The organism is Pseudomonas izuensis (genome assembly GCF_009861505.1).
In the GTDB taxonomy this organism is placed as follows: domain Bacteria; phylum Pseudomonadota; class Gammaproteobacteria; order Pseudomonadales; family Pseudomonadaceae; genus Aquipseudomonas; species Aquipseudomonas izuensis.
Genome location: NZ_WTFT01000026.1, coordinates 147164 through 172401, shown reverse-complemented (window position 1 = coordinate 172401; position 25238 = coordinate 147164). Strand labels below are relative to the sequence as shown.

Below are 25238 nucleotides of genomic sequence, written 5' to 3'. Positions count from 1 at the left end.
TTTTATATCGTTCCCGCCTCTTGGCCCTCCAAATAGCCGCCTGATGGCGAGTGCTATACTTCTTTCGGGTTGCAGCAAGAACACAACGTTCCCCGCGGGCACCGATACCGAAGGTAAATCTCAGTTAAAAGCTGCCGGACAGAGGAGGTCTACAGCAACAACAAGAGATAGGAGGTGTGGCATGAATCGGCACTATTACATCAGTGACAATCTCGACGATCTTGAAGCCGTTGAAAATGAACTGGAAGCCAACGGCATCAACACCGAACAAATTCATGTTCTCAGTGAAAAAGTTGCTGATGTTGAAGAACATCATCTCCACGAAGTTAACTCGCTGATGAAACAAGATGTCGTTCACTCTGGCGAGATTGGTGCGGTGGTCGGTGTGCCACTGGCAGCGCTGATCCTCGGTGGCGCCTATTGGCTGGGCTTGCACGAAACTGCCGCCGGCTGGGTGCCTTTTATCTTCCTTGCCGTCGTTGTACTGGGCTTCTGCATCTGGGAAGGCGGATTCTTTGGTATCCAGGTGCCAAACGCTCACTTCCGCAACTTCAAACAGATGGTGGAAGCGGGCAAACATGTCTTCTTCGTGGATGTCGAGCCCAATCAGGAATCGGTATTGGAACAGGTCATCGAACATCATCCAAAACTGACCATTGCCGGCACGGGTACGGCCGCCCCCCACTGGACAGTCGCCTGGCTGCACAGATGGCATCAGTTCAAGCGAACGATTTAAAACCCATTATTGATTGCGAGGCAGCGCCTGGAGGCTTACGGCCATCCAGACGTTGCTATTGGCCTTGGCCGAAAAAAATGACCCGGCTGAGGAACACGTAGTCCGCCTCGGTGGCCATCAATCCGACGAGCACCAGTAAACACAACGGTGGCATCAATATGGCGTAAACCAGGGCCAATCGCTCCCAGGCCATATGCATGAAGATGGAGACAATCAAACCTGCCTTCAGCAACATGAAAGTGATAATCAGGGCCCACCTGAGATAGCCGTGGAAATGGAAATAGTCGACAAGATACGACATCGTACTGAGGACAAATAAAAGCCCCCAGATTTTGAGGTACAAACTGATTGGATGCTGTTGACCTTGGGCATGCGCCATCATCCGCGCTCCTCTACCACAAATAGAAGAAAGCAAAAATAAACACCCACACCAAATCCACGAAGTGCCAGTAAAGCCCGGCTATCTCGACGTTCTGATAGTTACCGGAGCGCTCATAATCTCCCCGCAATACTTTCATCGCCACAATGCTGAGGTAGATGGCGCCGATTGACACATGCAGTCCATGAAAACCGGTAATCATGAAGAAGCTGGCACCAAATTGCGCCGCCCCCATCGGGTTTCCCCAGGGACGCACCCCTTCTGCGATGAGCTTGCTCCATTCAAAGGCCTGCATGCCGACGAAAGTCACACCCAAGGCAGCGGTCGCCAGCATCAGCACCGTGGTTTTCACACGATCATGGCGATAAGCGAAATTAACGGCCATGGCCATCGTGCCGCTGCTACTGATCAGCACAAAAGTCATGATGGCGATCAGAATAAGCGGGATTTCCCTGCCGCCAATCGTCAATGCAAACACTTCACTGGGATTGGGCCAGAGGTCGGTGATGGTCATGCGTACCGACATGTAGCCGGTTAGAAAACACGTGAAGATGAACGTATCGCTGAGCAGGAATATCCACATCATCGCCTTGCCCCAGGGGACCTGCTTGAAAGCGTCTTTATCCGAGGACCAGTCGCTGGCGATGCCCTCCCATCCCGGTACAGGCGGCGAACCTGCTGGATTGGATGAGCCGGAATCGACCGGGGCTTGTGGATGCGATGCCATGGCTTGTTACCTCAGGCCGCAGAATCTGGCGATGGCTTCATAAGTGTCTGGCGTGCTGGTCAGTAGCGCGAATAGCACAAACCAGAGACCCAACAGGTAATGCCAATAGATGGCACAGAGCTCCACGCTAGTGCGCAGTTGCGGTAGCGGCACGTGATGCAGGAGTTTGGCGCCGATCCAGGCCCAGGCAATCAAACCGCCCAGGAGGTGGAGCCCATGCATGCCGGTCAACAGATAGAAGAAACTGTTGGCCGGGTTACTGGCGACAAAGTAGCCCCAGGCGACAAACTGCTGCCAGACCCAAAGCTGCCCCGCCAGAAAGGCAATGGCGAATACGCCACCCAATGCAAAGCCCATCACAGTCGGACCCGGTCGAGCCTGCCGAACAGCCATCCGCGACCACTGCAATGCGATGCAGCTGCACACCAGAAAAACCGAATTCACCCAGAGTTGCCATGGATTGGCCAACGGCGCCAAGGGCTCTGTCAGGGGCAACCAGTCAGCCATTTGCGAGCGGGCGAGAAAGGCAATCAGGAAGAGAAAAAACAACGAACTCACGACGGCCAAAAACAAGCGCAGGCCTGTCTTGGCGATTTGGCTCCTGTCGGCCCCCTCGGTGGCCCGGGTCCCTTCAGGACCACGATTCCAGCTGCCACCGGGGTCAGCACCGTCGGCGTTTCTCAAAAACAACCTGTTCATGTTTTAACGTCCGCTATTTTGGTTTGGGCACTGTGTTGTCGCAGTTGCTCCAACTCCTCGGCGGAAACCGTTTGCGGCACGAAATCCTGCTCTATCCCCGGCACGCTGTAGTCATAGGCCCAGCGATGCACAACCGGCAGCTTCTCTCCCCAGTTCCCGTGCTTGGGCGGGGTGTCCGGTGTTTGCCATTCCAGGCTCGCCGCGCCCCAGGGATTACTGCCAGCGGGTTTGCCCTTGAATACGCTCCAGGCCATGTTGAACACGAACAGTAACTGGGAAACGCCAACAATCAATGCGACCACCGTAATGAAGGCATTCAAATCGTGCGCTGATTGCGGAATGAACGCGTAGTTGTCATAGGCGTAGTACCGCCGAGGCATGCCCTGGAAGCCCAGATAGTGCATGGGAAAGAAGATGGCGTAGGTGCCCAGGAAAGTTATCCAGAAATGCAACTTGCCCAGGATGTCGTTGTACATGCGCCCGGTGATTTTCGGGAACCAATGATAAATACCGCCGAACACCACCAATACTGGCGCGACACCCATGACCATATGAAAATGGGCGACGACAAAGTAGGTGTCCGAGAGCGGAATATCCACAATCACATTGCCGAGAAACAACCCCGTCAGCCCCCCCACCAGAAAGGTAACGATAAAGGCCAGGGCAAACAGCATCGGCACGGTCAAATGAATGTCACCCCGCCACAGGGTCAGCACCCAGTTGTAGACTTTCAGCGCAGTTGGCACCGCGATGATCAAAGTAGTGACAGCGAAGAAAAAGCCGAAGTACGGATTCATTCCGCTGACATACATATGGTGCGCCCAGACCACAAAGCTGAGTACGCCAATCGCAATAATCGCCCACACCATCATTCGGTAGCCGAAGATATTTTTACGCGCATGGGTGCTGATCAGGTCGGAGACCAGGCCAAACGCGGGAAGAGCGACGATGTAGACCTCCGGGTGGCCGAAGAACCAGAATAAATGCTGGAACAGTATCGGGCTGCCACCCTGGTGATCGAGCGGTTGCCCCAGCGAGATCATCGCCGGCATAAAGAAACTGGTGCCCAATAGTTTGTCGAACAGCATCATGACCGCACTGACAAACAATGCCGGGAAGGCCAGCAAGGCCATGATCGAGGCCATGAAGATGCCCCATACGGAGAGCGGCATGCGAAACAATGTCATGCCGTACGTACGTGCCTGCAGCACCGTGGTGACGTAGTTCAACCCGCCCATGGTGGCGGCGACGATAAAAATCGCCAGTGAAACGAGCATCAGCACAATGCCCCACTCCACGCCCGGTGTTCCCTGAGTAAGGGACTGTGGCGGATAGAGCGTCCAGCCTGAACCGGTGGGGCCGCCAGGGACAAAGAAACCGGCGAGCAACACCAATACCGCCACCAGGTAAAACCAGTAACTCAGCATGTTGACGTAGGGGAAGACCATGTCGCGGGCGCCCACCATCAACGGGATCAGATAGTTGCCGAAGCCCCCCAGAAACAAGGCTGTCAGTAAGTAAATGACCATGATCATGCCGTGCATGGTCATCGCCTGATAGTAAGCACTGGCGTCCATGAACGACAAACTGCCGGGGAAGCCTATCTGGATGCGCATCAAGTCAGACAGCACCACGGCGATAAGTCCCACGAACAGAGCCGTCAGGGAATATTGAATGGCTATGACCTTGTGGTCCTGGCTCCAGATGTATTTGGTCAGGAAACTCTTGGGCTCGTGCAGTGCTTGTGTTTCGGCTTGCTCCGCATAGGCCATCACGTCATCCTCCTGCCGAAGTTTCAGTGTATTTCTGGCGGCTTTACGGCTGCTTCCCTGGCTCAGCCTTGCTCGCGTCAGCGTCGGCATTCGCTTTGGATTTGATAAAGGCGATCAGGGCGTTCAACTCCTTATCGCTTGGCGCAAAGGCAGGCATGACGGGTGCGTAGCCCTTGACGATTTTGGCACCGGGATTAAGCACCGATTCTTTTACATAGCCTTCATCGACCTTTATCCCCGTACCGTCGGCAAGGGTTTCCGTCTTGCCATACAGGCCCTGCCAGGTGGGGCCGACACCCTTGTTACCATCGACACTGTGGCAGGCCAGACAGCCAAGTGATTGCGCCAGCTGTTGTCCCTGCGCCACAAGGTCCTCACCCGTGCCCGACGCTTGCGGCGCAACACCCAGTGATTTGATCAGGGCGACCAGAGCACCCAGTTCATCGTCATTGAGAGTATAGGCCACCATCACTGGCGGGTAGCCCTGTACCAGGCGGGCCTGCGGGGTAAGGATCGACTCTTTCAGGTAGGCCTCATCGACCTGCACGCTGGTGCCATCGGCCAGTTGCTCAGTGCGGCCGAAAAGCCCCTTCCATCCCGGGCCAAGGCTGGTGCTGCCATCCTGGCTATGGCAGGCACCGCAGCCATATTTTTCGGCCAACTGACGGCCTTTTTCCAGCACGCTGTCCTGACTGGGCCTGGCCGCTCTCGCCAATGTCTGCGCAAACGTCGGCTGGCCCTTTAGCCATTGATCGAAGACGTCCTGTTCTTCCACGATCATATTGCCGCGCATGTTGTAATGGCCGACGCCACAATATTCAGCACAAAGGACTTCATACTTTCCGGTTTTAGTCGGGGTAAACCAAAAGTACGACACCATCCCTGGCACCATGTCCATCTTGCTGCGAATTTGCGGCACATAGAAATCGTGCAAAGTGTCTTTAGAGCGCAGCAGAACTTTCACCGGCCGATCGAGCGGAAGGCGAACTTCATTACTCATTACCAGCACATCGTCCTGTCCTGCAGGATCCTTGGGATCAAGGCCGAGAGGATTGGTGGAATCAATAAACTTGACATCCGACTTGCCCAACTTCCCGTCTTGTCCGGGAAATCGATAGGCCCACTGCCACTGCTGGGAAATCACTTCAAGTTCATAGGCATTTTTCGGCACCCGGATGAAATCGTTGTAAACAACCAGACCGGGCGCCAGCATTGCGGCAATACCTATCGAAGTAACGACAATTAACCAGAACTCCAATTTTTTACTTTCTGGCTGGTAGTGCGCCCTGGATCCCTCCTTGTGGCGATAACGCATCACAGCGACCGCCATGAATACCGTGATGGCGACGAAAAATATTCCGCTAATGATCAGGGTAATGAACAGTGTGGTGTCTATTGATCCCCAGTTGGACGCTGCCGGAGTTGCATGCCAAGGCGCTAGTATATGAAAGAGCACTGAGCCAATAACGATTAGAATCAAGATAATTGCTATTGCCATTTTCTCTTCATCCTATTCCTGTTGCTCATTGGTCATGCGCAAGCATCGCCACTGACGTCCAGGCGGGGCAGACAAGCCACCCGAGGCGGCAAAGCCAGTGAAAGTATAGTGTCATCAGGTTGTGCCGTGAGGTCGGCGAGCGGGGCCCGGTTGCCAGCTATACTCAGTACGCATGGCAGAGTTCGGCCAGAAGCGACTGCAGAAGACGAACCCTGCCTATGCCTGATAGTCAGATAAAAAATGGCATTGAAGAGACAAGAGCCACAGAATCCAGCAGTCCGCGACGGAGATTTCGTCATGAGCGCCCTGACCATCGAAGGCTGGTGCAAAACCAGCCCCGACCAAAAGTCCACCCCAACGGGTGAAATTCACTTTTACGTCGATGGCCCCCTCCATCGGCGCCTGGAAGAAGCAGAAGAACGTTTGCAGACGACCCATGAGCGTGAAGCCATGGTCGATGTCGACATGAGCACTTTGGATTTGACCTTGCCAGGGGACTACGCCCCCTTGTCCGACTGCCAAATGCGCGTCTATCTGCACCACGAGCGTGGTCAGTTCCATTTGGTCGGACACCGTGCGAGCGATGGCAGCTTGATCTACACCAACGCCGTTTTGATTGATCAACTGATTGAGTGAAACGCTGGAAACAGAGATGGGATCGCCCGCCTTTGGCGGATTTCAAAAGGATCAGGACTCGGGATCGTCGTCTTTCCAGGGCGCCGAGAGATAGCGTGTGCGATTGAAGGTCTCCAGCCATTCCGGGCAGAACACCACCAGCGCGCTGACCACCATGCCGTTGATGAATGCCTCCGGAAATATGAGCAGCCACAGATAACCGACAAAGTCTTCGAGCCAGTACGGCATGGCGAAACGTTCGTCATACCACAGCAACGTGAGCGACAGCACCAGGCACAGCAACGCCGACAGCGCAGCCGCGAAGAAACCGGAAACGAAGATATACACGAAGGGATTACGCGGCTGCGCCCGCTCCACCGCGATCGCGCAGCACTCGGTGACCAGCACCGGCAACAGAATCAACAACCCGCCATTCACGCCCATCGCGGCCATGTCCTGACGACCGAGCAGCACCAGCCCCGTTTGCGCCACCAGCCCACCGACGATTGCCAATGGCCAGTCGAGCAACAGCGTCACCGCGGTCATGCCGATGAAGTGATAGGACACGCCAGTATCGAAATCCCGCCGCACCAGCCATAGCACGAACAGCGCGAACACCGTGCCGAACAGTAAATGCTGACGCCGGCTGTCACTGAACAGCTCAACCCAGGGTGCTCGCGCAATGGCCCAGATCAGCACCGGCACATAGATCAGCCACCCCACCGTGAGGGATTCGGGTGACAGCAACTCGGCGCCGATCATGGCGGGGTGGGCTCCTTTTTCGGGAGGGATAGGTTTTTAGTCTACACCGGGCTTTGGAAGCGCTTCGATTTTGCCGCGGCGGGGACGTGAATGAATGAAACATCTACGGCTGACACAACACCTGTAGGAGCCGGCTCGCCGGCGAAGGCGTCCTGGTTGGTCGATGCAAGGCTCAAGACCGTTTTCGCTGCGGTGCGGCGGTCCGACAAGCCAGCTCCTACAGGGGGGAATGAGCCACCGAAGGGATATGTCTCAATCACGTGATTGTTACGTTTCCTGCAACGCTGAATCAGCCTCAGGCCCCTTTATCAGCCATGTCCAAAGACTAAACTTCAAAGCATCAGAACCACCCCCGAGCCCACAAAAATGAAAACGCTGACCACCCTGCTTCTGACCCTCATCGCCACCTCGGCCATGGCCGCCACCAACGAACCGGCAGCCACGCCCTACAATCCGGCGCAGCCGCTGGACATCGCCAAGGTGGTTTCCGTGTCGAATACCGCGACCGCGTGCGGGGTCGTACCGGCGACCATGGTGTATGTCGATCATCAGGGTCAGACCCGTCGCGTGACCTACGAGGTCATGGGTGATTGCACCAGCGACCTGTGATCAGTGGCTCATAGCAGCGTCCAGGTGTAACTCAGAATCAGACGATTCTCATCGATATCACTGCGGTAGTTGGAACGCGCCATTGCATTGCGCACACGGATGCCAAGGCCTTTGAGGCTACCGCTTTGCAACACGTAACCCATATCCAGGTCACGCTCACGGTCCTTGCCCTCAAATCCCTTCCCGGTGTCGACGTTGTTGCCGGTGATGTAGCGCACGGTGCTGGTCAGCCCCGGCACGCCGAGGGCCGCAAAATCGTAGTCGTAGCGCGCCTGCCATGAACGCTCGTCGGTGAAGGCGAACTCGTAGGTCGGCACCTCGTTGCCAAGTGGGGTGATGTTGGCGAAGACCCGTGGGAAGGCGCTGTCGCCGTACATGCCCTGATAACCGACATAAAATGTGTGACCGCCGCGCTTGGCCGACAGCAGGGAAAAGAACGCCCGGTTATCGATGTTGCCCAGCAGCTTTTTGCCGTCTTCGCGCGAATCGTAGTAACCGAGATTTGCACCCAGGGTCCAGTCGCCCATCGGCTGGCTGTGCTTGAAGCCCAGGAAACGCTGGTTGTAGATATCTTCCAGTTGCCCGAACCAGGCGCTGACCGAACTGCGCTTATCGTTGAAGGCGTAATCGACTCCGACAAAATTGAAGCCGTCGCTGCTGACCTGACGTTGCGGTATGTGACCGAGCATGGCCTGCATTTTTTCGTCGCCGGCTTCGTTGCGCAGGCTGGTCGAATTCAGATGTCCGCCCTGTAGTGTCAGGCCATTGATCTCGCTGGAGCTGATGCTTGCACCCTGATAGCTGGGAGGCAGCAAGCGGATATCGCTGAATGCCAGTACCGGCAGGTTGGGTTGCAACTCACCCACCTTCAATTCGGTTTTTGAGTAACGCACCTTCAAGGCCGCCTCGATACGGCTGTAATCATTCGCCGCGCGCCCATCATCCTGCACCGGCAGCAACCCGGTATTGACCCGGTCCGGACTGCTGTCGAGCTTGAGGCCAAGCAGGCCGATCACATCTACGCCAAAACCGACGGGCCCTTGGGTATAACCGGATTTGACGTTAAGAATGAAACCCTGCGCCCACTCTTCGGCCTTCGATTGTTGATTCGCCCCGACGATGTCGGAAAAGTCCCGGCTGAAGTAGTAATTGCGCGCTTGCAAGGTGGCGGTGGTGTCTTCGATGAAGCCAGCCTCGGCGGCCGTCGCGCCGGTGGAGAAACTTGAGACGATCGCCATGGACAACGCTGAACCGGTTGCTGGAAGAATCTGTTTCATCGTTTTTTCTCTTATTTTTATTGATCGACAGGTAAAAGTGCCTTTGCCGCAGCGCTTTCGCTGCGAGGGGTGGGGCGACGGGCGTTTAACAACAGGTGGGTGACCATGCCGAAAATCAGTCCCCAAAAAGCCGCGGACAAACCCAACAGCGACATGCCCGACGCCGTGGTGAGAAAGGTCACCAGTGCGGCTTCGCGATCACTTGGCACGGACATCGCACCCGCCAGTGCCCCGGCAATCGCGGCGAACAGTGCCAGCCCGGCCAAAGCCGCGATCAGCTCTTTGGGAAACGCCGAAAACAGTGAGACCAGCGTGGCACCGAAGATGCCCAGCAGCAGGTAGCACAGGCCACCCACGACTCCGGCCACATAGCGTTTGCCGGGATCTTCGTGGGCCTCGCGGCCAGTGCATATGGCCGCGGTAATCGCCGCCAGATTCAGCCCGTGGCACCCGAAAGGCGCCAACAACGCCGTGCCCAGTGCGCTGCTGGCAATGATCGGGCCGGACGGCGTTGCATAACCGCTGGCGCGCAATACCGCCATGCCGGGAACGAACTGGCCGGTGAGTGCCACCATCACCAGCGGCAAGGCGATGTTCAGGGTTGCGCTCAGGCTGAACGCAGGCGTGATCCACACCGGCGTGGCCAAACCGATGACCAAGGCTTCGCTGTGCAGATCTCCGGCGAGAAATGCCATCGAACAACCCACCAACAGGACCATCAGCACCGCATAGCGCGGCAGCAGCCGCTTGCACACCAGGTACGTGGCAAACATCGTCAGCACCAGCAATGGCTTGCCCTGCAGCGAGACGAACAACCCGGTACCGAAGCTGAACAGAATCCCCGCCAACATCGCCGCTGCAACGGCGGCAGGCAGCTTGCCGATGATCCGGTCAAACGCCCCCGACACCCCGACCAGGAAAATGATCAGGCTGCTGACCAGATAGGCACCCACCGCTTCCGGCATGGAAATCCCCGGCAACAATGCCACCAGCAACGCCGAGCCCGGCGCCGACCACGCGATGATCACCGGGACGCGGTAACGCAGGCTCAAACCGATGCCAAGCACGGCGCTGCCGATGGAAATCGCCCAGACCCACGACGACAGCACTTCCCGCGACAGGTGTGCGGCGTTGGCGGCCTGGAAAATGATCACCAGAGGGCCTGCGTAGGAAATCACCGTGGCGATAAATCCGGCGACGGCCGCTGACAGGGAAAAATCCTGGGCTAACGCTCTCATGAAGCTTCGCCGACAGACCCGTCAACCGAAACGCGGCTAATATCCGCCACCACTTGTCGGGCGCTACGCCGACTGCTAACGGCGAACACCGTCATGGCGATGGCCGCTATCGCACCGGGCAAGGCAAACGCCATGAAGTTCAGTTGCAGTGGCAGGCTGATCCCGAGCAAGGCACCGCCCAGCAACGGACCGACGATTGCGCCGTTGCGTCCGATACCCGAGGCCCAGCCCAGGCCGGTGGAGCGAATGGTCATGGAGTAGAACTGCGCGGCGCAGGCGTACAGCAGAATCTGCGAACCGATGGTGGTGGCACCGGCAATGGCGATCAGCAGGTACAACACTGGCATCGGGCTATTGAAGCCCAGCAAGGTGATCGATACCGCCGCCAGGGCGAAGAACACCGCCAGGACGCGCGGCAAATTGAGCCTGTCCCCCAGTACGCCACCGCCAACCGCGCCGAAAATGGCGCCGAAGTTGAGCACCAACAGGAACGACAGGCTCGAACCGAGGCTGTAACCGGCGTTGGCCATCAGTTTCGGCAGCCAGGAACTCAGGGCGTAGACCATCAACAGGCAGCAGAAAAACGCCAGCCACAGCATCAGCGTGCGCAGCGCCCGGCCCTCGCGAAACAGTTGCAACACCGGCGTGCCGATTCCCTTCACTTCGCTCATTTGCAGTTGATCGCCGGTTTGCGCGATGTACGCCGGATCGACCCGCTGAAGAATGGCGCGCGCTTCTTCATTGCGCCCCTGACGCAACATGAAGCCCACGGACTCGGGCAGGAAGTACATGATCAACGGCAACAACATCAACGGCAGCACCGCCACGTAAAACACCGACTGCCAACCGAAGGCCGGAATCAACATGATACCCAGCCCCGCTGAGAGCATCCCGCCCACCGAGTAGCCGCTGAACATGATCGCCACCAGCGTGCTGCGGATTTTTTTCGGCGCGTATTCGTTCATCAGCGCCACGACATTAGGCATCACCCCGCCAATGCCCAGGCCGGCAATGAACCGGCACACGCCGAACTCGGTGGGGTTACGGGCGAAACCATTGAGCACGGTAAAACCGCTGAAGAGCATCACGCAGATCGTGATGGCTTTCTTGCGACCGATTCGGTCTGACAGCGGGCCGAAGAACAGCGCGCCGAACATCATTCCGAACAATGCATAACTGCCCAGTGCGCCGGCCTGCAGGGGACTGAGCCCCCACTCCTTCATCAGCATCGGCAGCACCACGCCGTAGATCACCAGATCGTAACCGTCGAAGATGATGATCAGGGCACACCAGAACAGCACCATCCAGTGAAAACGGTTGAATCGTGCGTTGTCGATAACCTCATGTACGTCGATCTTGCGCATGGCATCTCTCTCTTGTTGTTGTTTTTCAAGAGGCTCGCAAATGCGGCGAACGTCCCGTACAGCCGAGGGTAATGACGCCAGGCACGCGCCAATATCCGCGTTGCGCAGATCGCTATCCGTTTTGTGCAATGCTCTGGACCGGGCGCGTGTGAAGGATGGGTGCAGGGTTGTCGCTTAAGGCTTTTGCTCGTCTGCGACAAACTGTTTTCTTTGCGATCACATTTGAGCGCTAAGCTTGGGCCTATGGATGACTCAGATTATTTACGCCTGCTGACCATCGCGGCCGAGCAAGCCAACGCCTTCCTGTCCAATGCCCGCAAATGGGAGCGGGAGCGTTGGGTGTGCCAGCGCCTGCTGCAAGGCTTGAATATTCCTTATCGCGCCGATGAGTTCGCCCCCGCCGGCGAGCCACCGGACGTGCTGTTTCGCGACGCCAGTTTCGAGGTGTTCTTCGTCCTCGACGAAGGCCGGCGCCTCAACGACGAATGGCGCGACGAGCTGCAACGCCGACGTAGCGCGTTCTCCCTCAGCCAACTGGTACGGCGCGAGGCCAAGCCCCGGCGTATCCCGGCGAACGAATTCCTGCTGCGGCTGGCGCCGACCTTGCGCAAAAAAGCGCACAACTACAAAGAACGCGGCATGGATCTGGGCGAACTGGACATCATTGCCTTCGCCAGCCTCAAGCGCGAAGTGCTGGACCTCAACAGCCACTTCCCGCCCCCTACCGAATACCTGCGCCAGGGCTGGCGTTCGCTGTCACTAGTAGGACCGACCTTTGCCCGCGTGCTGTTTGCGCATCCGGAGGCGCCGGACTTTCTGCGCAGTAACCTGGGACGCAGCATTGTTTTCGACGTCGGGATCAGCCTGTGAGTCGAGTGCACCGGAACGTTACAGGCCGTGCGCGGGCATGGCGTAATCACTGCCCGAGTGATACAAAGTGGCATCATTCGCCTGGACAAGACGGTGAGCGTCGAGCCCATTGCGGACAGCGGCCAGGCTCCGTTCAACGTTCGTTAAATCCGCCTGTAGCTTCAACACATTCAGCAACGTCTACCTGACGAGGCCTTTATGACCAGCCGCCTGAACCCCGACGACCAGAAGCATGTCGAAGAGTACCTGCAACTGTCCCAGCACCGAGTCGAGCGCCGGCCTTTCCGGCCGTGGATGCTCCTGGTGCTGGTGTTGGCAGTGACCATTGGCCTGGGCTTGTTGAGCCGACTTATCAGTTACCTGACGCTATGAGCAGCATTGCGCTCGCGAGGGTAATTGCACCGATTTCCTTTAGCCTTGCGAGATATCCCCATGACTCATCGTATTGTCATCGTTGGCGGCGGCGCCGGCGGTCTGGAGTTGGCTACCCGTCTGGGTAAGACTCTGGGCAAGCGTGGCACGGCCAGTGTGATGCTGGTCGACGCGAACCTGACCCACATCTGGAAACCGCTGTTGCACGAAGTGGCGGCCGGGTCGCTGAACTCTTCCGAAGATGAACTCAACTATGTTGCCCAGGCGAAATGGAACCACTTCGAGTTCCAGCTGGGGCGCATGAGCGGGCTCGACCGGGCGCAGAAAAAAATCCAGCTGGCCGCCACGTATGATGAAGCCGGCCTGGAACTGGTACCGGCGCGGGAAGTGGCTTATGACTCGCTGGTGATTTCCGTCGGCAGTACCACCAACGATTTCGGCACCCAGGGCGCGGCGCAGCACTGCCTGTTCCTCGACACTCGCAAACAGGCCGAGCGCTTCCATCAACAATTGCTCAACCACTACCTGCGCGCCCATGCCGGGCAGACCGACGCGGTCGAGCAAATCAGCGTGGCCATCGTCGGCGCCGGTGCCACCGGAGTCGAGCTGGCCGCCGAGTTGCACAACGCCGCCCATGAACTGGCGGCCTACGGCCTGGACCGGATCAAGCCTGAAAATATGCACATCACCCTGATCGAAGCCGGGCCACGGGTGCTGCCAGCCCTGCCGGAGCGGATCGGCGGACCTGTGCATAAAACCCTGGAAAAACTCGGGGTCAACGTCATGACCAACGCGGCGGTCAGCGAAGTGACGGCCGACGCCTTGATCACCGCCGACGGCAAAGTCATCAATGCCAGCCTGAAGGTCTGGGCGGCCGGCATTCGCGCACCGGGCTTCCTCAAGGACATCGATGGCCTGGAAACCAACCGCATCAACCAGCTGCAAGTGCTGCCGACCCTGCAAACCACCCGCGACGAGAACATCTTCGCCTTCGGTGACTGCGCGGCCTGCCCGCAACCGGGCACCGACCGCAACGTGCCACCGCGCGCCCAGGCGGCTCACCAACAGGCGTCGCTGCTGGCCAAATCGCTGAAGCTGCGGATCGAAGGCAAGGCATTGCCTGAATACAAATACACCGACTACGGCTCACTGATTTCGCTGTCGCGTTTTTCCGCTGTGGGTAACTTGATGGGCAACCTCACCGGCAGCGTGATGCTTGAGGGATGGCTGGCGCGGATGTTTTACGTGTCGCTGTACCGCATGCACCAAATGGCGCTGTACGGACCGTTCCGCACGGCGATGTTGATGCTGGGCAGCAAGATCGGACGCGGGACTGAGCCGCGACTCAAACTGCACTGATACACATCCACTGTAGGAGCGAGCCTGCTCGCGACGGCGTCGGTACAGTCGACATTATTGTCATCTGGCAGACCGCTATCGCGAGCAGGCTCGCTCCTACAGTTGTTTTTGCGGTGCGCATGAGATTTTTTGGACAAAAAAAATCCCCGTATCTTTCGATACGAGGATTTTTAATATGGTCGGGGTAAGGGGATTCGAACTCCTGACATCCTGCTCCCAAAGCAGGCGCGCTACCGGACTGCGCTATACCCCGGTAAAAAAAAGGCACCTTTGAAAGGCGCCTTCTGCGAACAGAGCTTTTGGCGTCTGATCTTAAGATTCGATTCCAGCGTTAACTGGTTTCAAAAATGGTGGGTCGTGTGGGATTCGAACCTACGACCAATTGGTTAAAAGCCAACTGCTCTACCAACTGAGCTAACGACCCAAAAATGGTCGGGGTAAGGGGATTCGAACTCCTGACATCCTGCTCCCAAAGCAGGCGCGCTACCGGACTGCGCTATACCCCGGTTTGAAATTGGCTCCGTGACCAGGACTCGAACCTGGGACCCAATGATTAACAGTCATTTGCTCTACCGACTGAGCTATCACGGAACTACACATTTCAATTTACAACTTTGAAGCTTTACTGCGTTCTCTTCTACTCGTTCGCATCGCTGCGTTCGTGTGTCTGAGGCGCGCTATTCTACAATCTTCAGAACCTCTGTCAACCCCCTAAATTGCTTTCAAGTTAATGATTTGCAACTTATTTTGGATTCCTGCTTGGGGAGCGGAAACCCTGGCGGGTGACTTACTGCGGGGCGCACTTTACAAGCCTTTTCCTTTAAATTCAACAGCCTCGCGAAAAAAAGGCCTCGCAATGCGAGGCCTCCTTTTTTGTGTTGCCGTTTGGGCTCAGTTGAAAACGATTTCGTCGTTTTCCACCGTGCCTTTCGCCGTGTCTCCCGGCATGAATCGGCCGGAGAGAATCAGCTGTGCCAGCGGGTTTTCGATCCAGCGCTGGATCGCTCGCTTGAGCGGCCGTGCGCCATACACCGGGTCGTACCCGACCGCGATCAGCTTATCCATGGCCTCAGGGCTCAACTCCAGCTTCAGTTCCCGCTCGGTGAGGCGACTGCGCAGACGACTCAACTGGATCTCGGTAATGCCGGCGATCTGATCCCGCGCCAACGGCTCGAAAATCACCACTTCGTCGACCCGGTTGATGAACTCCGGCCGGAAGTGGCTGGAAATGGCATCCATTACCGCCGCACGCTGGGCCTCACGATCACCGACCAGCTCCTGGATCTGCACCGACCCCAGGTTGGAGGTCATGACAATCACGGTATTCTTGAAATCCACCGTGCGGCCATGGCTGTCAGTCAGTCGACCGTCTTCCAGCACTTGCAGCAAGATGTTGAATACATCCGGGTGCGCCTTCTCGACCTCGTCCAGCAGGATCACCGAATAAGGCTTGCGACGCACCGCCTCGGTCAGGTAACCGCCCTCTTCATAGCCTACATAGCCCGGTGGCGCGCCAATCAAGCGAGCCACGGAATGTTTTTCCATGAACTCGGACATGTCGATGCGCACCATCGCCTCTTCGGTATCAAAGAGGAACTCGGCCAGCGCCTTGCACAGCTCGGTTTTACCGACACCGGTCGGGCCGAGGAACATGAACGAACCGCTCGGACGATTCGGGTCTGCCAGCCCGGCGCGGGAACGCCGCACCGCGTTGGAAACCGCTACTACCGCTTCGTCCTGACCGATCACACGCTGGTGCAACAGGCTTTCCATCTTCATCAGTTTTTCGCGCTCGCCTTCGAGCATTTTCGACACCGGAATACCGGTCCACTTCGAAACGACTTCGGCGATCTCTTCTTCAGTCACCTTGCTGCGCAGCAACTGGTTTTCACTTTTGCCATGCTGGTCGACCATTTGCAGGCTGCGCTCCAGGTCCGGGATCACCCCGTACTGCAACTCGGCCATGCGGTTCAGGTCGCCTTTGCGGCGCGCGGCTTCCAGTTCCTGGCGGGACTGTTCGATTTTCTGCTGAATCTGTGCCGAACCCTGAACTTCGGCTTTCTCCGAGTTCCAGATTTCCTCGAGATCCGAATACTCACGCTCATGACGAGCGATTTCTTCCTGCAGCTTTTCCAGACGCTTTTTCGCCGCGTCGTCGCTTTCTTTCTTCAGCGCCTGGGACTCAACCTTCAGCTGAATCAAGCGGCGCTCCAGACGATCCAGCACTTCGGGCTTGGAGTCGATCTCCATGCGGATGCGGCTGGCGGCCTCGTCGATCAGGTCGATGGCCTTGTCCGGCAACTGACGGTCGGTGATGTAGCGATGGCTGAGCTTGGCCGCCGCAATGATCGCACCATCAGTAATCGCCACCTTGTGGTGAACCTCGTAGCGCTCTTTCAGGCCACGCAGGATCGCGATGGTGTCTTCTTCGCTGGGCTCGTCCACCAACACTTTCTGGAAGCGCCGCTCGAGGGCCGCATCCTTCTCTATATATTGGCGGTACTCGTTGAGCGTGGTCGCCCCGACGCAATGCAGCTCGCCGCGTGCCAATGCCGGTTTGAGCATGTTGCCCGCGTCCATTGAGCCTTCGCCCTTGCCGGCGCCGACCATGGTGTGCAGTTCGTCGATAAACAGAATGATCTGCCCTTCCTGCTTCGACAGTTCGTTGAGCAGAGCCTTGAGCCGCTCTTCGAACTCACCGCGATATTTGGCACCGGCAATCAACGCCCCCATGTCCAGGGACAGCAGGCGCTTGCCCTTGAGGCCGTCCGGCACTTCGCCGTTGATGATGCGCTGGGCCAGACCTTCGGCGATGGCGGTTTTACCGACACCAGGCTCACCGATCAACACCGGGTTGTTCTTGGTACGGCGTTGCAGGACCTGGATGGTCCGGCGAATTTCGTCGTCACGGCCGATCACCGGATCGAGCTTGCCGTCTTCGGCGCGCTTGGTCAGGTCGACGGTGTATTTATCCAGGGCCTGGCGCGCCTCTTCGTGGTTCGGGTCGTTGACCGCCTCGCCACCGCGCAGGTTGTTGATCGCGTTTTCCAGGGCTTTCTTGCTGACGCCTTGGCCGAGCAACAGCTTGCCGATCTTGCTGTTCTCGTCCATCGCGGCCAGCAACACCAGCTCGCTGGAAATGAATTGGTCGCCCTTCTGCTGGGCCAGGCGATCAGCCTGATTGAGCAGGCGCGCCAGATCCTGCGACATGTTGACGTCGCCGGTCGGGTTCTGGATTTTCGGCAGCTGATCGAGCTCTTTGGTCAGCTCTTTACGCAGGCTGTTGACGTCGAAGCCCACCTGCATCAACAGGGGTTTGATCGAACCGCCCTGTTGTTCGAGCAGGGCTTGCATCAAATGCGCCGGCTCGATGGCCGGATGATCAAGACCGACGGCCAGGGATTGGGCGTCGGACAAGGCTAACTGCAACTTGCTGGTTAAACGGTCTATACGCATGGGTCACCTTCCTTTTGAGCAGGCCGGACCTATAAAACATCCTGAATGAAGAAACCTGCCAGATACCACGTTAGATGTGGTCGATTCTGGGAGATTCAAGCGTCTTGACGTTGACGCAGGTCAGAGGAGTCTAGCGTTCGAGCCAGATAAGGGAGGCAAACCGACCAGTGCGAGGACTGCGGCGATAGGAGAAGAAACGAGGATCGGTCACGGTGCAAAAACCGCCACCGTAGACTGCCGTTACACCGCGAGCCGCCAGGCGCAAGCGTGCCAGCTTATAGATGTCAGCCATGAACTTGCCTTCGTTTTGACTCGGCACAAAGGCTTCGGCAGCCTCAGGCAATTGCTCGACGAAGGTTTCGCGCACTTCGGGGCCGACTTCAAAGGCTTGCGGGCCAATGGCCGGACCAAGCCAGACCAATACATCGGCGGGTGGTACAGCCAGACTGTCGAGCGTTGCTTCCAGCACACCCGCCGCCAACCCGCGCCAACCGGCATGAGCCGCCGCAACGCGAGTGCCGGCACGGTCACAAAACAGCGCTGGCAGGCAATCGGCGGTCATTGCCGCACAGGCGATCCCCGGTGTTGCCGTCCAGCTGGCATCGGCAGTGACCACCTGGCCAGGATCGGCATGGGCCACGGCAATGCCATGGACCTGCTGCAGCCAGGCCGGTTGAATGGAGAAATGATCGGTAAGACGACGACGGTTTTCGGCGACAGCCTCGGGGCTGTCGTCGACGTGATCGCCGAGATTGAGGCTGTCGAACGGCGCCAGACTGACGCCGCCCGCACGGGTGGTGACACAGGCTTTGACACCGGCCGGCGCGGGCCAGTCAGGTATCAGCCAGTCACTCATCCGATGAACGCCTCACGGTCTTGCTTGAGCAGGGTCAGCAACCAGACGAAGTCTTCCGGCAACGGCGACTCCCAGCTCATGCGTTTACCGGTGGTCGGATGATCCAGCTCCAGGAACCGCGCATGCAGTGCCTGACGCGGGAAGTTTTTCAACGACTCGACCATGGTCGGGTTGGCCGCCGGCGGGATTCGGAAACGACCGCCATAGGCAGGATCTCCGACCAACGGGTAGTTGATGTGCGCCATGTGCACGCGAATCTGGTGCGTACGACCGGTCTCCAGCTTCACCCGCACGTGAGTGTGGGAGCGGAAACGCTCGAGCACGCGGTAATGGCTGACGGCTTGCTTGCCACCCTCCATCACAGCCATGCGCTGGCGCTGCTGGCCGTGTCGACCGATCGGCGCGTTGATCTTGCCGCCGGCCGTCACTACACCAATTACGATGCATTCATAGATGCGGCTGACACTGCGGCTCTGCAACTGCGTTACAAGCTGCGTCTGCGCCTGAATGGTCTTGGCCACCACCATCAGACCGGTGGTGTCCTTGTCCAGGCGATGCACGATACCGGCGCGGGGCACATTGATGATGTCCGGCACGTGGTGCAGCAAAGCGTTGAGCAAGGTGCCATCAGCATGACCGGCGGCGGGGTGCACCACCAGGCCCGCAGGCTTGTTGATCACCAGGATGTCGTCGTCTTCATAGACGATGTCCAGGGCAATGTCTTGAGCGACCCACTCGCCCTGAGCTTCCTGCTCGGCAGTAAGTTCAAGAATGGCGCCGCCGTGAACGATGTCTCGCGGACGGATAACCGCCCCATCCACAGTCAGGCGGCCGTCTTTGATCCAGGCGGAAAGGCGCGAGCGCGAGTGCTCAGCGAATAATTGTGCGGCGACTTGATCGAGGCGTTGGCCGCCCAATTCGGACGGCACCTCTGCGCGAAGTTCAATTTTATCGGACATGCTCAGACTAGGCGTCGGCACAGCCTTTGGTTTCGGCTGCGCGCTTGTGGTTAAATACGGCGTCTTTTGCCCCGAGGCTATTCAACGGGGCGCTCATCATAACAGGACGGCCGCGCCCAAGACAGCGGCCGTCATAGGGACGCAAGCCGCCATGCAAGTGAAACACCTGCTGCTGATCGCCATCCTCGCATTGACCGCTGCTTGCTCATCGAAGGAAGTCGTAGACGAAAACCTGAGCGAAGTCGAGTTGTACCAACAGGCTCAAGCTGACCTGGACAATAACAGCTACACCAGCGCCACCGCCAAGCTGAAGGCTCTGGAATCGCGTTATCCGTTCGGTCGTTATGCCGATCAGGCTCAACTCGAACTCATCTACGCCAACTACAAGAACACCGAGCCAGAGGCTGCAAAAGCGGCTGCCGAGCGTTTCATTCGCCTGCACCCACAGCATCCGAACGTCGATTACGCCTACTACCTCAAGGGCCTGACTTCTTTCGACCAGGACGTCGGCCTGCTGTCGCGTTTCCTGCCGCTGGACATGACCAAGCGTGACCCGGGCGCCGCTCGCGACTCCTACAATGAGTTCGCCCAACTGACCAGCCGCTACCCCAACAGCCGTTACGCACCGGATGCCAAGCAGCGCATGATCTACCTGCGCAACCTGCTGGCGGCCTACGAGATTCACGTTGCCAACTACTACCTGACCCGTCAGGCCTACGTCGCCGCCGCAAACCGTGGCCGCTACGTGGTGGAAAACTTCCAGGAAACCCCTGCGGTCGGTGACGGCCTGGCGGTGATGACCGAGGCCTACCAGCGTCTGCACCTGGACGAGCTGGCCGCCACCAGCCTTGAAACCCTGAAGCTCAACTACCCGAACCACCCGAGCCTGGTGGACGGTCAGTTCGTACCGTCGGTCGCAGAAGCCGACAACCGTTCGTGGCTGAGCAAGGCCACCCTGGGCCTGATCGAATCCCGTCCGCCGCTGCCGCCGGGAGAAACCCGCGCCAACCAGGACGTGCAGAAGCAGTTCCAGGATGCCAAGGACGCGATTCCGAGCGAACTCAAGCCTAAAGACGGAAATGGCGACGTGATCAAGGAAGAAGATCATGAAGCCCAGGGCAATAACGAAGACCGCTCGTGGTTCAGCTACATGACCTTCGGCGTGTTCGACTGACACGACCGGCGGTACAGAAAGGGAGACCCTCGAGTCTCCCTTTTTTATTGCGCGATTTTTGCAGAGCGCAATTGCGCTGTGCGCCTGACATGTCCCCGGCTAAACTGCTGGTTCATCAGTCAAAAAGCAGCTCATCATGCTTCGTTTACTTTTCTGGATCGCCGTGATTGCCGCCGCCGTATGGTTCTGGCGCAAGTACAAAGGGCAGACTGCCGTGCCCAGGTCGACCGCCGAGCTGGAAGCGGCACCGATGGTCCGCTGTGCCCATTGTGGCGTGCACCTGCCCCGGGATCGCGCACTGAGGCTTCAACAGCAGTGGTATTGCAGCCAGGCTCATCTGGAGCAAGGCCCCGGCTCCAGTGATCGCTGAGACGTCCAGTCACGGCGGCAAACAGGCCCAGCGACTGCTGCGCCTTTATCACCTCTACCGATTAAGCGTCGGCATCATCCTGGTGCTGCTGATTTCCAGCGACATGGACAACCGGTTGCTGACGTCAGCCAATGACGATCTGCTGCGCAGTGGCAGCTGGTTGTACCTGGTGCTGAATATTCTTCTGGTGGTCTTCTTCGAGAACACGCGCCACCCGGCGCAACTGTTCAGCCTGGCGCTTCTCGACGTCCTGCTGCTGTGCGGCCTGCTCTACGCCGGCGGCGGCGTGGCCAGCGCCATAGGCAACCTGTTGATCGTCTCGGTGGCCATTAGCAATACGTTGTTGCGAAGGCGTATTGGCCTGCTGATTGCCGCCGTCGGCGCACTCGGCATCGTCGGTACGAGCTTCCTGTTGAACTTCAGCCATCCCTCCAGCCCCAATGATTATTTGCAGGTGGGCACCCTCGGCGCCCTGTGTTTTACCGCGGCACTGCTGGTGCAAGGCCTGATCCGACGCCTGGAAGTCAGCGAAACCCTGGCGAAGCAAAAGGCCAGTGAAGTCGTCGGCCTGGAGGCGCTCAATGCGCTGATCCTGCAACGCATGCGCACCGGTATCCTGGTACTCGACGAGCAACGACGCGTGCAACTGGCCAACCACAGCGCCCTGTCACTGCTCGGTTGCGGCCGCCTCGAAGGCTGTCTGATCGACGACCATGTCCCCGCCCTGGTGGAACGCCTGCACCTGTGGCTCAGCAATCCAACGCTGCGCCCGCAAAGCCTGAAAGTCGCCAACAGCGGCATGGAGCTGCAGCCGAGCTTCATTGCGCTGGACTCCAGTGCGCAGCACCAGACCCTGGTCTTTCTTGAAGACCTCGCACAGATCGCCCAGCAGGCCCAACAGCTGAAACTTGCCGCCCTCGGGCGCCTGACCGCCGGTATCGCCCATGAAATCCGCAACCCGTTGGGCGCCATCAGTCATGCCGCACAGCTATTGCGCGAATCCGAGGAACTGAACAGCGCGGATCAACGTCTGACGCAGATCATTCAAGACCACTCTCAGCGAATGAACCGGGTAATCGAAAACGTCCTGCAACTGTCTCGCCGCCAGCAAACCGTGCCACAAAGGCTGGACCTGAAGCCGTGGCTGCAACAGTTCGTCACCGAAATCCGCGAGGGCGCGAACGAGCGCCAGCAGATTCACCTGCACATCGCTCCCGGCGACTTCAAGACCCTTATGGACCCGAACCAGTTGAACCAGATTCTCGACAATCTGATACGCAATGCCTGGCGCCACAGCGCCCAGAGCCACGATCGGGCGCAGGTCTGGCTTGAGTTGTTTATCGCTCCCGATAGTCAGTTGCCAATCCTGGAAATCCTCGACGACGGCGCCGGTGTGCTCCCCGATCATCAAGCGCAACTGTTCGAGCCGTTCTTCACCACCAGTCACCAGGGCACTGGCCTGGGGCTCTATCTGTCCCGTGAGCTGTGCGAAAGCAATCAGGCCCGCCTAGACTTCAAACCACGCCAAGGCGGCGGCTGCTTTCGCATCACCTTTGCTCACGGACGGAAACAAGGTTGAACATGAGCCCACGGCCTAAAGTCCTGATCGTCGACGACGAACCGGACATCCGCGAACTCCTGGAAATCACCCTGGGACGGATGAAGCTCGATACCTGGAGCGCCCGCAACGCTGGCGAGGCCCTGGCCCTGCTGAAGCGCGAGACGTTCGATCTGTGCCTGACCGACATGCGCCTGCCGGACGGCACGGGCCTTGAACTGGTACAGCATATCCAGCAACGCTATCCGCAAATTCCGGTGGCCATGATCACGGCCTATGGCAATGTCGATACAGCGATCAACGCCCTCAAGGCCGGCGCCTTCGACTTCCTGACCAAACCGGTTGACCTCCCCCGCCTGCGCGAGCTGGTCACCAGCGCCCTGCTGCTGCCTTCCCCCGACGCTGCCATCGATCGCCGCCTGCTGGGCGATTCATTGCCCATGCGCAACCTGCGCAAACAAATCGATAAACTGGCGCGCAGCCAGGCCCCGGTCTACATCAGCGGCGAGTCAGGCAGCGGCAAGGAGCTGGTCGCACGCCTGATCCATGACCGCGGGCCGCGCGCCAACCACCCCTTTATTCCGGTCAATTGCGGCGCCATTCCCTCGGAACTGATGGAAAGCGAATTCTTCGGCCATCGCAAAGGCAGCTTCAGCGGCGCCATCGAAGACAAACCCGGACTGTTCCAGGCGGCCCATGGCGGCACCCTGTTCCTCGATGAAGTGGCGGACCTGCCGTTGCCGATGCAGGTCAAACTGCTTCGAGCCATCCAGGAAAAGGCCGTGCGCAGCGTCGGCGGGCAACAGGAAGTGGTGGTCGATGTGCGCATTCTTTGCGCCACCCACAAAGACCTCGCTGCCGAAATCAGCGCCGAGCGCTTTCGCCAGGACTTGTACTACCGGTTGAATGTCATCGAGCTGCGGGTTCCGCCCTTGCGTGAACGCCGCGATGACATCGAGCCGCTGGCCAGCCATATGCTCAAGCGTCTTGCCGCCAACACCGGGCAACCGCTGGCAAAGCTCCACCCGCAAGCCCTCGATGCGCTGAAAAGCTACCGCTTCCCGGGCAATGTGCGGGAACTGGAGAACATGCTCGAACGGGCGCACACGTTATGCGAGAACAAACAGATCGAAGCCAGCGACCTGCGCCTGGCCGAAGGTAACTGTGCCGCCGAAGGGGGTGTGCCGGACCTGACGCAGATCGACAATCTGGAGGCTTACCTGGAGAACGTCGAACGCCAGTTGATTCTGCAGGCGTTGGAGGAAACCCGCTGGAACCGCACGGCGGCGGCTCAGCGGTTGAATTTGTCGTTTCGGTCGATGCGCTACAGACTCAAGAAATTGGGGCTGGATTAAGGCCCCATCGCGAGCAAGCTTTGCTCCCACAGGGTTTGCATCACGACACTAATCCTGTGGGAGCAAAGCTTGCTCGCGATGGCAATCTGACAGACGCCACAAACCTTGAATCAAATCCGCCCGGTCGGCGCATACGGCGCCGGATCAATAATCGGTTCACGCCCCAGCATCACATCGGCAAACAACTGGCACGACGCCGGCGCCAGTACCAACCCATTGCGGAAATGCCCACAGTTGAGCCACAACCCATCAAACCCCGGCACCCGGCCAATGTAGGGAATGCCTTCCGGCGAGCCTGGCCTCAAGCCGGCCCAATGACCCACCACCTCGGCACTCGCCAACGCCGGAATCAACTCCACCGCCGAGGCCTTGAGGCTTTCCAGTGCCGATTCGGTTGGCGTCTTGTCGTAGCCTTCATGCTCCAGCGTACTGCCAATCAGGATGTGCCCGTCGCGCCGTGGAATCGCGTAACGCCCCTTGGCCAACACCATGCTCGGCAGAAAATCCGCTGCGCACTTGTAGAGAATCATCTGCCCTTTTACGGGTTCGACCGGCAGCTCAAGGCCCAGGGTCTTGAGCAGATCCCCGCTCCAGGCACCCGCGGTCAGGACCACTTGGTCGCCGCGGATCGCGCCCGTGGAAGTCTGCACACCGACAACTTTTTCGTCTTCGCGAATAAACCCGCTGACTTCACACTGCTCATGAATGGTCACGTTCGGCAGTGCCAGCAACGCCGCCTTGAGGGACTTCACCAGCCGCGGATTGCGCACGTTGGCTACGTCGGCCATGTAGATGGCACGGGAAAAACCGCCGCCCAACACCGGCACCGCATCGTGCGCCGCCGAGATATCCACAGCCCGCAGCGGACGCTGCTCCCGTGCGGCCCAGGCCAGCGCCTCGGCTTCATCGTCCAGATCCAGCCAATACAGGCCGGTGGTGTGCACCTCGGGATCGACCCCGGTGGCGGCGAACAAGCGCTCACCCAGTTGTGGATAAAAATCCTGGGACCAATGGGCCAGCGCGGTGACCGCCGGGTTGTAACGCCATGGATAAAGCGGCGATACGATGCCACCCCCCGCCCAGGACGACTCCTGACCGACATTCGAACGGTCCAGCAGCACAACGCTCTGCACTTCGGACGCGAGATTGAAGGCCGTCAGCAGACCGATTACCCCGCCGCCGACAATCACCACTTGCTGTTGCCTGGTCATATTCTGATCCAACCGATAAATA

At 58.5% G+C, this 25238-nt stretch carries 23 protein-coding genes, 4 tRNA genes and 1 pseudogene; 11 read left to right on the top strand and 17 right to left on the bottom strand.

Annotated features, from left to right (window positions below):
* Positions 1–181: 181 nt before the first annotated feature.
* A complete protein-coding gene (locus tag GPL81_RS21785) occupies positions 182–736 on the top strand; it encodes a magnesium transporter (protein WP_160108396.1) in 555 nt (184 codons plus the stop codon).
* Positions 737–791: 55 nt separating this feature from the next.
* Here GPL81_RS21785 and GPL81_RS21780 read toward each other — a convergent pair whose 3' ends face one another.
* The 5 genes from GPL81_RS21780 to GPL81_RS21760 are packed head-to-tail and all read right to left on the bottom strand — an operon-like array spanning position 792 to position 5811.
* Positions 792–1115 (bottom strand): cytochrome C oxidase subunit IV family protein, encoded by a 324-nt coding sequence (locus GPL81_RS21780; RefSeq protein ID WP_160108421.1) that lies wholly within the window; start codon positions 1113–1115, stop codon positions 792–794.
* Between the two features lie 13 nt (positions 1116–1128).
* A complete protein-coding gene (locus GPL81_RS21775) occupies positions 1129–1842 on the bottom strand; it encodes a heme-copper oxidase subunit III family protein (RefSeq protein ID WP_160108395.1) in 714 nt (237 codons plus the stop codon).
* Positions 1843–1848: 6 nt separating this feature from the next.
* Complete coding sequence (locus GPL81_RS21770; protein ID WP_160108394.1) at positions 1849–2541, bottom strand: cytochrome c oxidase subunit 3; 693 nt, start codon at positions 2539–2541, stop codon at positions 1849–1851.
* The gene (gene ctaD / locus GPL81_RS21765) at positions 2538–4313 is read right to left on the bottom strand and encodes a cytochrome c oxidase subunit I (protein WP_160108420.1); all 1776 of its coding nucleotides are present in this window, start codon (positions 4311–4313) and stop codon (positions 2538–2540) included. Before ctaD ends, GPL81_RS21770 begins: the two co-directional genes overlap by 4 nt.
* Before the next feature lie 43 nt (positions 4314–4356).
* Complete coding sequence (locus tag GPL81_RS21760; RefSeq protein WP_160108393.1) at positions 4357–5811, bottom strand: cytochrome c oxidase subunit II; 1455 nt, start codon at positions 5809–5811, stop codon at positions 4357–4359.
* 297 nt (positions 5812–6108) lie between these two features.
* On the opposite strand from GPL81_RS21760, the gene GPL81_RS21755 reads away from it, so the two are divergent.
* Positions 6109–6447 (top strand): hypothetical protein, encoded by a 339-nt coding sequence (locus GPL81_RS21755; RefSeq protein ID WP_096515118.1) that lies wholly within the window; start codon positions 6109–6111, stop codon positions 6445–6447.
* A 51-nt stretch (positions 6448–6498) separates the two neighbouring features.
* Here GPL81_RS21755 and GPL81_RS21750 read toward each other — a convergent pair whose 3' ends face one another.
* Positions 6499–7188 carry an energy-coupling factor ABC transporter permease gene (locus GPL81_RS21750; protein ID WP_160108392.1) on the bottom strand — a complete coding sequence of 230 codons (690 nt, stop codon included), beginning with the start codon at positions 7186–7188 and terminating at the stop codon, positions 6499–6501.
* A gap of 366 nt (positions 7189–7554) precedes the next feature.
* Between GPL81_RS21750 and GPL81_RS21745 the strand changes: the two genes are divergently transcribed.
* A complete protein-coding gene (locus tag GPL81_RS21745; protein ID WP_160108391.1) occupies positions 7555–7797 on the top strand; it encodes a DUF2790 domain-containing protein in 243 nt (80 codons plus the stop codon).
* A gap of 8 nt (positions 7798–7805) precedes the next feature.
* On the opposite strand, the gene GPL81_RS21740 is transcribed toward GPL81_RS21745, so the two are convergent.
* From GPL81_RS21740 to GPL81_RS21730, 3 genes are read right to left on the bottom strand one after another with little or no spacing between them, the layout of a single operon-like run.
* On the bottom strand, positions 7806–9074 hold the full coding sequence (locus GPL81_RS21740; RefSeq protein ID WP_160108390.1) for an OprD family porin: 1269 nt from the start codon (positions 9072–9074) through the stop codon (positions 7806–7808).
* A 17-nt stretch (positions 9075–9091) separates the two neighbouring features.
* Positions 9092–10312, bottom strand: a complete 1221-nt coding sequence (locus GPL81_RS21735) for a benzoate/H(+) symporter BenE family transporter (protein WP_160108389.1) — start codon at positions 10310–10312, stop codon at positions 9092–9094.
* Positions 10309–11676, bottom strand: coding sequence for an aromatic acid/H+ symport family MFS transporter (locus GPL81_RS21730; protein WP_160108388.1), 1368 nt, complete (start codon positions 11674–11676; stop codon positions 10309–10311). Before GPL81_RS21730 ends, GPL81_RS21735 begins: the two co-directional genes overlap by 4 nt.
* A gap of 243 nt (positions 11677–11919) precedes the next feature.
* Between GPL81_RS21730 and GPL81_RS21725 the strand changes: the two genes are divergently transcribed.
* From GPL81_RS21725 to GPL81_RS21710, 4 genes and pseudogenes are all read left to right on the top strand, one after another.
* Positions 11920–12546: a DUF1780 domain-containing protein gene (locus tag GPL81_RS21725; protein ID WP_116581801.1), complete on the top strand. Its 627-nt coding sequence runs from the start codon at positions 11920–11922 to the stop codon at positions 12544–12546.
* A 12-nt stretch (positions 12547–12558) separates the two neighbouring features.
* A pseudogene (locus GPL81_RS21720) lies at positions 12559–12693 on the top strand (MOSC domain-containing protein); the annotation flags it as partial.
* Between the two features lie 51 nt (positions 12694–12744).
* A complete protein-coding gene (locus GPL81_RS21715) occupies positions 12745–12918 on the top strand; it encodes a DUF3094 family protein (RefSeq protein WP_007996394.1) in 174 nt (57 codons plus the stop codon).
* A 60-nt stretch (positions 12919–12978) separates the two neighbouring features.
* The gene (locus GPL81_RS21710; RefSeq protein ID WP_160108387.1) at positions 12979–14277 is read left to right on the top strand and encodes an NAD(P)/FAD-dependent oxidoreductase; all 1299 of its coding nucleotides are present in this window, start codon (positions 12979–12981) and stop codon (positions 14275–14277) included.
* A gap of 176 nt (positions 14278–14453) precedes the next feature.
* Here the strand turns inward: GPL81_RS21710 and GPL81_RS21705 are convergent.
* The 7 genes from GPL81_RS21705 to rluD form a co-directional block, all read right to left on the bottom strand.
* Positions 14454–14530, bottom strand: a tRNA-Pro gene (locus GPL81_RS21705).
* A 95-nt stretch (positions 14531–14625) separates the two neighbouring features.
* Positions 14626–14701, bottom strand: a tRNA-Lys gene (locus GPL81_RS21700).
* A gap of 5 nt (positions 14702–14706) precedes the next feature.
* Positions 14707–14783: transfer RNA gene (locus GPL81_RS21695), tRNA-Pro, on the bottom strand.
* A 9-nt stretch (positions 14784–14792) separates the two neighbouring features.
* Positions 14793–14868: transfer RNA gene (locus GPL81_RS21690), tRNA-Asn, on the bottom strand.
* Between the two features lie 300 nt (positions 14869–15168).
* Positions 15169–17733 carry an ATP-dependent chaperone ClpB gene (gene clpB, locus GPL81_RS21685; RefSeq protein ID WP_121105707.1) on the bottom strand — a complete coding sequence of 855 codons (2565 nt, stop codon included), beginning with the start codon at positions 17731–17733 and terminating at the stop codon, positions 15169–15171.
* Positions 17734–17863: 130 nt separating this feature from the next.
* A complete protein-coding gene (gene pgeF / locus GPL81_RS21680; RefSeq protein ID WP_160108386.1) occupies positions 17864–18589 on the bottom strand; it encodes a peptidoglycan editing factor PgeF in 726 nt (241 codons plus the stop codon).
* The gene (gene rluD / locus GPL81_RS21675; RefSeq protein ID WP_007990414.1) at positions 18586–19548 is read right to left on the bottom strand and encodes a 23S rRNA pseudouridine(1911/1915/1917) synthase RluD; all 963 of its coding nucleotides are present in this window, start codon (positions 19546–19548) and stop codon (positions 18586–18588) included. The genes pgeF and rluD overlap by 4 nt, the downstream gene beginning before the upstream one ends.
* 151 nt (positions 19549–19699) lie before the next feature.
* Here rluD and GPL81_RS21670 point away from each other — a divergent pair, with 151 nt between their 5' ends.
* From GPL81_RS21670 to GPL81_RS21655, 4 genes are all read left to right on the top strand, one after another.
* The gene (locus GPL81_RS21670; protein WP_160108385.1) at positions 19700–20722 is read left to right on the top strand and encodes an outer membrane protein assembly factor BamD; all 1023 of its coding nucleotides are present in this window, start codon (positions 19700–19702) and stop codon (positions 20720–20722) included.
* A gap of 136 nt (positions 20723–20858) precedes the next feature.
* Entirely contained in the window at positions 20859–21092 is a 234-nt protein-coding gene (locus GPL81_RS21665) for a PP0621 family protein (RefSeq protein ID WP_160108384.1), read from the top strand.
* Complete coding sequence (locus tag GPL81_RS21660) at positions 21082–22671, top strand: sensor histidine kinase (RefSeq protein WP_160108383.1); 1590 nt, start codon at positions 21082–21084, stop codon at positions 22669–22671. Before GPL81_RS21665 ends, GPL81_RS21660 begins: the two co-directional genes overlap by 11 nt.
* A 2-nt stretch (positions 22672–22673) precedes the next feature.
* Positions 22674–24005, top strand: coding sequence for a sigma-54-dependent transcriptional regulator (locus tag GPL81_RS21655; RefSeq protein ID WP_160108382.1), 1332 nt, complete (start codon positions 22674–22676; stop codon positions 24003–24005).
* Positions 24006–24115: 110 nt separating this feature from the next.
* Here the strand turns inward: GPL81_RS21655 and thiO are convergent, their stop codons facing one another.
* Positions 24116–25216: a glycine oxidase ThiO gene (gene thiO / locus GPL81_RS21650; RefSeq protein WP_160108381.1), complete on the bottom strand. Its 1101-nt coding sequence runs from the start codon at positions 25214–25216 to the stop codon at positions 24116–24118.
* Positions 25217–25238: the final 22 nt, after the last annotated feature.